The organism is uncultured Caulobacter sp., assembly GCF_937900395.1.
Taxonomy (GTDB): domain Bacteria; phylum Pseudomonadota; class Alphaproteobacteria; order Caulobacterales; family Caulobacteraceae; genus Caulobacter.
In genome coordinates this window covers 1-6,590 of record NZ_CALCDX010000226.1, presented here as the reverse complement: position 1 = coordinate 6,590, position 6,590 = coordinate 1, and the positions used below count along the sequence as shown (strand labels likewise).

Below are 6,590 nucleotides of genomic sequence, written 5' to 3'. Positions count from 1 at the left end.
CTGGTGCGATGGCATGGAAGTCAGCCAGTACACCTACTTCCAGCAGGTCGGCGGCCTGGACGTCTCGCCCGTCGCGGGCGAGCTGACCTACGGCCTGGAGCGCCTGGCCATGTACGTGTTCGGCGTCGACAACGTGTACGACCTGCCGTTCAATGACCCGGACTCGCCGCTGGGCGCCACGACCTATGGCGACGTGTTCCTGGAGAACGAGCGCCAGCAGTCGGAAGCCAACTTCAACGTCTATGACGTCGAGACCCTGAAGCGTCAGTTCGAGGACATGGAGACCCAGGTGCCCCGCATCCTGGCCCAGTCCTATCAGGGCAAGGCCCTGGTGCTGCCCGCCTACGACCTGGTCCTCAAGGCCAGCCACCTCTTCAACCTGATGAACGCCCGGGGCGCGATCGCCGTCGCCGAGCGCGCCAGCTACATCGGCCGCATCCGCGACCTCTGCAAGCTGTGCGCCCAAGCCTGGGTCGATCAGCAGGAAGCCGCGTAAGTCACGATGCCCCAACTTCTCCTCGAACTGTTCTCGGAAGAGATCCCCGCCCGCATGCAGGCCCAGGCCGCCAAGGACCTGGAGCGCATGGCGCGCGAGCACCTGGCCGCTGCGGGTTTCCTGCCCGAGGCCCTGACCACTTTCGCCGGCCCGCGCCGCCTGACCCTGGTCGCCGAGGGCCTGCCGCTGTCCCAGGCCGACCGCAAGGAAGAGCTCAAAGGGCCCCGCGTCGGCGCGCCGCCGCAGGCCATGGAAGGCTTCCTGCGCAAGACCGGCCTGACGCAAGACCAGCTGGTCGAGCGCGACGGCGTCTACATGGCCTTCATCGAAAAGAAGGGCCGCCCCACGGCCGAGATCGTCGCCGAGATGGTCGAGGCTATCGTCCGGGGCTTCCCGTGGCCCAAGTCGATGATCTGGGGCTACAAGAAGCTGCGCTGGGTGCGGCCGCTGAAGCGCATCCTGTGCGTGCTGGATCGCGAGGTCGTGCCGTTCTCGATCGAGGGCATCGAAAGCGGCGACGTCACCGAAGGCCACCGCTTCATGGGCGATGCGAAACCGTTCGTCGCCAAGGACTTCGACGAGTATGTCGCGGGCCTCGAGAAGCACTTCGTCGTGCTGGACGTCGAGGAGCGCAAGCAGCGCATCCTGGAAGGCTGCAAGACCCTGTGCTTCGCCCGTCATCTGGAGCTGGTCGAGGACCAGGGCCTGCTGGACGAAGTCGCGGGCCTGGCCGAGTGGCCGACGCCGGTGCTGGGCGACATGGATCCGTCGTTCCTGGATTTGCCGCCGGAGGTGATCCGCACCTCGATGCGCACGCACCAGAAGTACTTCGCGGTCAAGAAGCCGGGCGAGCCGGGCTTGGCCCCGCACTTCATCACCATCGCCAACATCGAAGCCGCCGACGGCGGCAAGGTCATCGCCGTCGGCAACGCCAAGGTGCTGTCGGCGCGCCTGTCCGACGCCCGCTTCTTCTGGGACGAGGACCGCAAGGCCGGCAATTTCGACGCCTGGCTCAAGAAGCTGGATGGCGTGACCTTCCACGCCAAGCTCGGGACCATGGCCCAGCGCGTCGAGCGCATCTTCGCCCTGGCCGGCGAGATCGCCCCGCTGGTCGGCGCGGACGTCGCCAAGGCCAAGGAAGCCGCGCGCCTGGCCAAGGCTGACCTGGCCTCCGGCATGGTCGGCGAGTTCCCGGAACTGCAGGGCCTGATGGGCGGCTACTACGCCCGCGAGGCCGGCCTCGACCCCGAGATCGCCGCCGCGATCCAGGACCACTACAAGCCGCAAGGCCCCTCGGACGCCGTCCCGACGTCGCCGCTGGCGATCGCCGTGGCGCTGGCCGACAAGCTGGACACGCTGGTCGGGTTCTTCGCGATCGACGAGAAGCCGACTGGCTCGAAGGATCCCTATGCGCTGCGTCGCGCGGCGCTGGGTGTCATCCGAATCGTCCTCGCTTCGAAGGCGCAGATCAATCTGGTCCACGTCGCTAATGAGCACGCCCAACGCCTAACTGGTGGCAGCTATCTCGATGTTGTCGAGAAGATGGAGGCGCTTGGAGCCTTCATTGAAGATCGTCTGCGCGTTTTGCTGCGTGATCAAGGGCAGCGTCACGATCTGATCGATGCGGCCTTTATCAAAGTGAAGACGACGCACATCTTCCTCGATGATCTCGTCGCGCGGGTCGAGGCCCTGGACGGCTTCCTGAAGACCGACGACGGCAAGAACCTGCTGGCCGGCTACAAGCGCGCCTCCAACATCCTCAAGGCCGAGGAGAAGAAGGGCCCGCTGCCGACCGGCGCGCCCGCCGAGCCGACCGCCGACAGCGCCGCCGAGGTCGGGCTCTACAACGCCCTGCGCATGCTGGACAAACCGCTGAAGGAAGCGCTGGCGAAGGAAGACTTCACCGGCGCCATGACCCAACTGGCCGAACTGCGCGGTCCGGTGGACGCCTATCTGGACGGCGTCTTCGTCAACGAGCCCGAACACCGCGACAACCGCCTGCGGACGTTGGCGGCGGTGCGCGACGCCATGGGGCAGGTGGCGGATTTTGGTCTGATCGCGGGGTAGGGCGCTCAGCTCCATACAAACACCCGTCATCCCGCGCTTTATGCGCGGGATGACGGTTACTTTCAAATTTGGCGCGTTACCGGCGTCCAGTTCATCGCCTGGTCGTAGAGATCATCCCACCGAGGATTGTCCCGCTCGATCAGGTTGATCTTCCATTGCCTCGGCCATTCCTTCAGCCGTTTCTCGCGATGGATGGCTGACGTCATTTCGTCGTGGGTCTCGTACCAGACGAGTCGCGTCAGCCCGTGCTTCTGGGTGAAGCCCTTGATCTGCTTCTCCCGATGCTGAACGAGGCGCGCCTCGAATAGGCTGGTCACGCCGATGTCGAGCGTGCCGTAGGGCCTGTTCGTCATGATGTAGACGGCTATGGATGCGTCACGCGGGACCATGATCGCAGCATGGCGACCAGCGGCGACGGTCTCAACCTTGAATTGTTACGGCTTCAACGACGCCGCATAGACCGCCAGATCCCGGATCTCCTCGTCATTCAACCCGCGCGCCGGCCCCTGCATCTGGCTCACCATTGGCCCGTTCCGCGCACCGGTCTTGATGTCCAGCAGTTGCCGCGCCAAGTACGCCGCCGACCGTCCCGCCAGCGGCGGCGCGACCGGGGAGCCCTTCAGGCCCGGGCCGTGACAGGCCGCGCAAGCCTGGCCGTTTCCGCCACCGCTTTCCGCCAGAGCCTGCCCCCGCGCCGTCGCGCCGACCGGCGCGTGGACCACGATCACCGCGTTCGGATCGGCCAGCAGCATGCGCGGCCAGTCCTCGGCGACCTCGATCACCTGGCCGTTCAAGGGCTGGGGCGGCTTGCCGGGGTCGAGGTCCAGCCAGCCGTAGTAGTTCGGCTTGGTCGCCGGCGCGGTCTCGCCCTCCACCACGCGAACGCGGGGCTTGTAGGGCAGGGCGGCGTAATAGGCCGCGGCCGCCGCCAGCTCCTCGTCGGTGACGGTCTTGGCGACCTTGATCATGTCCTGGTTCGTGGGCCAGTTGGCTTTCCACGACGTCCGCCGGCCCTCGCGGAATTCGCGCACCTGCTGGACGATGTAGTCCTCCGACAATCCCGCCAGGTTCGGCGAGCCCAGCGAGCCGCCGCCGCCGATCTGGTGGCACTCGGCGCAGGCCATCAGTCCCTTGCGCCCCTGGGCGACCACCTCGGGCGCGGGTGGATGGCTGTCGGGAAACCAGTCGGGCGGACCAGCGCCCTTGTTCAGCGCCTCGCCGGTGTAAGTGACCGCGCTGCCGGGGATCTGTTGAAGGCCGGCCGGATAGGGCGGCAGATGGCTCTTCACGCCTTGGGGATAGGCCCAGCCGAGCAGAGCGCCTGGCGTGGCCGTCGGCTTGGGCTGGCAGGCGGCGAGGCACAGCACGGCGCCGCCCAGGATCATCGTCGACGACACCGCGCCCAAACGCATCTGCAAGCCCCCGGCATGACGAGCGGCTAAGACGCGCTCTGGCGCCGACCCTCAAGCCAGAGCGAGTTGAGGTCGGCGGCGCGAAGCCCTAGCGAACGCTTGTTCGCGGGGCAAGCCTCAGGCGGCGGCCGCGTCGAATTCGGCCTTCCAGTCGGCGAACTGGGCCCTGTCGTCCTGGTCCCACGGGTGGAATCCCGGGCGGTACCAGGCGAAATAGGTCTTGGCGCCGCGGCTGAAGATCCCCGGCTCGCGCCAGACATAGCGCTTCACCGCCTTCAGCGCCGCTTCGGGCGTATAGCCGTCCGTCTCCAGCAGGCGCGCGGCGTAGCGGGTGATGTTGCGGGTGAACATCAAGGTCACCAGCGCCATGGCGCGGCAGCGAACGAAATAGCGTTTCCATGGCGACCAGTCCTTGGTGACCTCCAGGAAGACGTCATAGGCGACCGCCTTGTGCTCGGTCTCTTCCATGGCGTGCCAGCGCCACAGCTTCTCGATCTCGGGATCGGTGGTCTCGAAGAGGTCGCGATGGCGGGCGTGCATCTCGGCCATCATCGCCGTGAAGTGCTCCAGGGCGATCGTCGAGATCAGCATGGCCATCGGGCCGCGCTCGCGGGCCATTTTCACGCGGCCGCGGATCGTCTCCTCGATCTCGGCCACCGGATAGCGGTCGCGGTCGATCAGGCTGTTCAGCTGGTGGTGCTCGCGGGAGTGGATCGCCTCCTGGATCATGAAGCCCCGGGCGTCCTCGGCCAGCTTGCCGGTCAGGCGGTCGCGATAGGCCTTCACCGCGTCCATGAACATTCGCTCGCCGTCGGGGAAGGTCAGGGACAGGGCGTTAAACACCGCCGTCCCGACCGGATCGCCGCCCAGCCAATGGCCTTTCCGGGCGCTGTCGAGGGAGAAACGGATGTCGCGCGGGGCGACATGGAGATCGTCGGGCGTGTGCTTCGCGTGCGTCATGGCGTTCTGGGCTCCGCCGGTTTAGGGCTTGGACATCGGCCTTAGATCCTCAGAGTTGGTTATACTGACAAAAATGTCAATAGAAGCGTCCGCGCCCCGTCCGACCCGAGTCCGCCGCTCGCCCGAGGCCGCGCGCGAGAACATCCTGGCCGCCGCCGAGGCCATCCTGGTCGAGCACGGCCCCCAGGCGCTGAAGCTGGCCGACGTCGCCAAGGCCGCCGGCGTGGTCCACGCCAATGTCATCCACCACTTCGGCTCGATCGCCGGCGTCGAGACGGCGCTGATGGAGCGGATGATCCGCCAGCTGGCTGACAAGGTGATCACGGGGTTCAACAGCGGCGGCGCGGCCCCGGGGTTCGGGGCGCAGGCCCTGTTCGAGGCGTTCGAGACCAAGGGGGCGGCGCGTCTTGCCGCCTGGCTGGAGCTGACCGGCGAGGGGCGGCGGATGACCCTGGTTCGCGAGGTCGTGGACGAGATTGTCCAGACGCGGGTCGCTCAGGAGGTCGGCGTCGACCGGGACGCGATCGTGGACTTCATCCTGCTGAACATCATCCTCGCCGTCGGCGTCGGGCTGTTCGGGCCGACGCTTTCGGAGCTGCTCGGTCGCCCTCCCGAGCGGGCGCGGGAGCTGGCGCTGGAGATGGTGCAGGGGCGTATCAGCGCCCTGGGGGCGAGGGAGTAGGGCCGGATCGACATTCAGGCGGCGCGCAAACCACGCCTTCCTGGGCCTTGTGCCCAGGACCCATCGTTCCGACGTCGCTGAGTTTGATCGGTGTTCCGGGTCGCTAAGCCCTGCTTCCTTTTCTAGATCACAGATCGCCGCCGGCATGGGTCCTGGGCACAAGGCCCAGGAAGGCGGTTATCGGGTGTTCGCCAAGGCGGGCAACACCTGTCGCGTCAGCAGCGGCGCCAGACGCAGGTCGCCCGGCGCCGCCGGATCGATCCAGACGATCTCCTCGATCTCGGCGCGGGGAGCGATCGCGCCCTCGACCACAGCCAGATAGGTCGCCGACTGGACCGTGAAACCGGCCTCGTTGGCGGCCGGGGCGCTGAAATGGCCCAGCAGGTCGGCGGAAACCAGCCGACAGCCCAACTCTTCCTCGAGTTCGCGGGCCAGGGTGGTCAGGTCGTCCTCGCCCGCGTCGCGCTTGCCGCCGGGCTTCATGAAGGTCGTGGTCCCGCGCTTGCGGACCAGCAGCATCCGGCCCGCCGCGTCGCGGATCACGGCGGTGACGATATCGAGTGTTCGGCTCATGCCTTGAGCCTTAAGCGCCCAGCTTCTCGGCGGCCCACGGCGCGAAATAGGTGATGATCCCGGCCGCGCCGGCGCGCTTGAAGGCGGTCAGGCTTTCGAGGATCGCGCGGTCCTTGTCGATCCAGCCGTTCTGGGCGGCCGCCATGATCATCGCGTACTCGCCCGACACCTGGAAGGCGTAGGTCGGCATGCGGAACTCGTCGACGATGCGGCGGACGATGTCGAGATAGGGCATGCCCGGCTTGACCATGACCATGTCCGCGCCCTCGGCGATGTCCAGCGCGACCTCGCGGATGGCTTCCTCGGTGTTGGCCGGGTCCATCTGATAGGTTTTCTTGTCGCCCTGGCCGGCGGACAGCTTGGCCGAGCCGATGGCGTCGCGGTACGGGCCGTAGAAGGC

General features: G+C 67.1%; 7 protein-coding genes and 1 pseudogene. 3 read left to right on the top strand and 5 right to left on the bottom strand.

All coding sequences use genetic code 11. From position 1 onward, the window contains the following. Both Q0379_RS20335 and glyS read left to right on the top strand, forming a co-directional pair. A partial coding sequence (locus Q0379_RS20335; protein ID WP_299016012.1) for a glycine--tRNA ligase subunit alpha occupies positions 1-496 on the top strand: 496 nt, incomplete at its 5' end. A gap of 6 nt (positions 497-502) precedes the next feature. Further along, the gene (glyS, locus tag Q0379_RS20330; protein ID WP_299016008.1) at positions 503-2,563 is read left to right on the top strand and encodes a glycine--tRNA ligase subunit beta; all 2,061 of its coding nucleotides are present in this window, start codon (positions 503-505) and stop codon (positions 2,561-2,563) included. Positions 2,564-2,625: 62 nt separating this feature from the next. Here glyS and Q0379_RS20325 read toward each other — a convergent pair whose 3' ends face one another. From Q0379_RS20325 to Q0379_RS20315, 3 genes are all read right to left on the bottom strand, one after another. Continuing rightward, on the bottom strand, positions 2,626-2,952 hold the full coding sequence (locus Q0379_RS20325; protein ID WP_299016005.1) for a GIY-YIG nuclease family protein: 327 nt from the start codon (positions 2,950-2,952) through the stop codon (positions 2,626-2,628). Positions 2,953-2,997: 45 nt separating this feature from the next. Continuing rightward, positions 2,998-3,975, bottom strand: coding sequence for a c-type cytochrome (locus tag Q0379_RS20320; protein WP_299016002.1), 978 nt, complete (start codon positions 3,973-3,975; stop codon positions 2,998-3,000). A gap of 117 nt (positions 3,976-4,092) precedes the next feature. Continuing rightward, entirely contained in the window at positions 4,093-4,935 is an 843-nt protein-coding gene (locus Q0379_RS20315; protein WP_299015999.1) for a metal-dependent hydrolase, read from the bottom strand. Positions 4,936-4,990: 55 nt separating this feature from the next. Here Q0379_RS20315 and Q0379_RS20310 point away from each other — a divergent pair, with 55 nt between their 5' ends. Next, entirely contained in the window at positions 4,991-5,617 is a 627-nt protein-coding gene (locus tag Q0379_RS20310; RefSeq protein WP_299015996.1) for a TetR/AcrR family transcriptional regulator, read from the top strand. 177 nt (positions 5,618-5,794) lie between these two features. Here the strand turns inward: Q0379_RS20310 and Q0379_RS20305 are convergent, their stop codons facing one another. Beyond that, entirely contained in the window at positions 5,795-6,190 is a 396-nt protein-coding gene (locus tag Q0379_RS20305) for an NUDIX domain-containing protein (protein WP_299015994.1), read from the bottom strand. A 10-nt stretch (positions 6,191-6,200) separates the two neighbouring features. After that, positions 6,201-6,590 (bottom strand): annotated as a pseudogene (locus tag Q0379_RS20300) (porphobilinogen synthase); the annotation flags it as partial.

Coding starts and splice junctions, on each gene's coding strand:
- glyS (WP_299016008.1), top strand. CDS start 503: ATGCCCCAACTTCTCCTCGAACTGTTCTCGGAAGAGATCCCCGCCCGC.
- Q0379_RS20325 (WP_299016005.1), bottom strand. CDS start 2,952: ATGGTCCCGCGTGACGCATCCATAGCCGTCTACATCATGACGAACAGG.
- Q0379_RS20320 (WP_299016002.1), bottom strand. CDS start 3,975: ATGCGTTTGGGCGCGGTGTCGTCGACGATGATCCTGGGCGGCGCCGTG.
- Q0379_RS20315 (WP_299015999.1), bottom strand. CDS start 4,935: ATGACGCACGCGAAGCACACGCCCGACGATCTCCATGTCGCCCCGCGC.
- Q0379_RS20305 (WP_299015994.1), bottom strand. CDS start 6,190: ATGAGCCGAACACTCGATATCGTCACCGCCGTGATCCGCGACGCGGCG.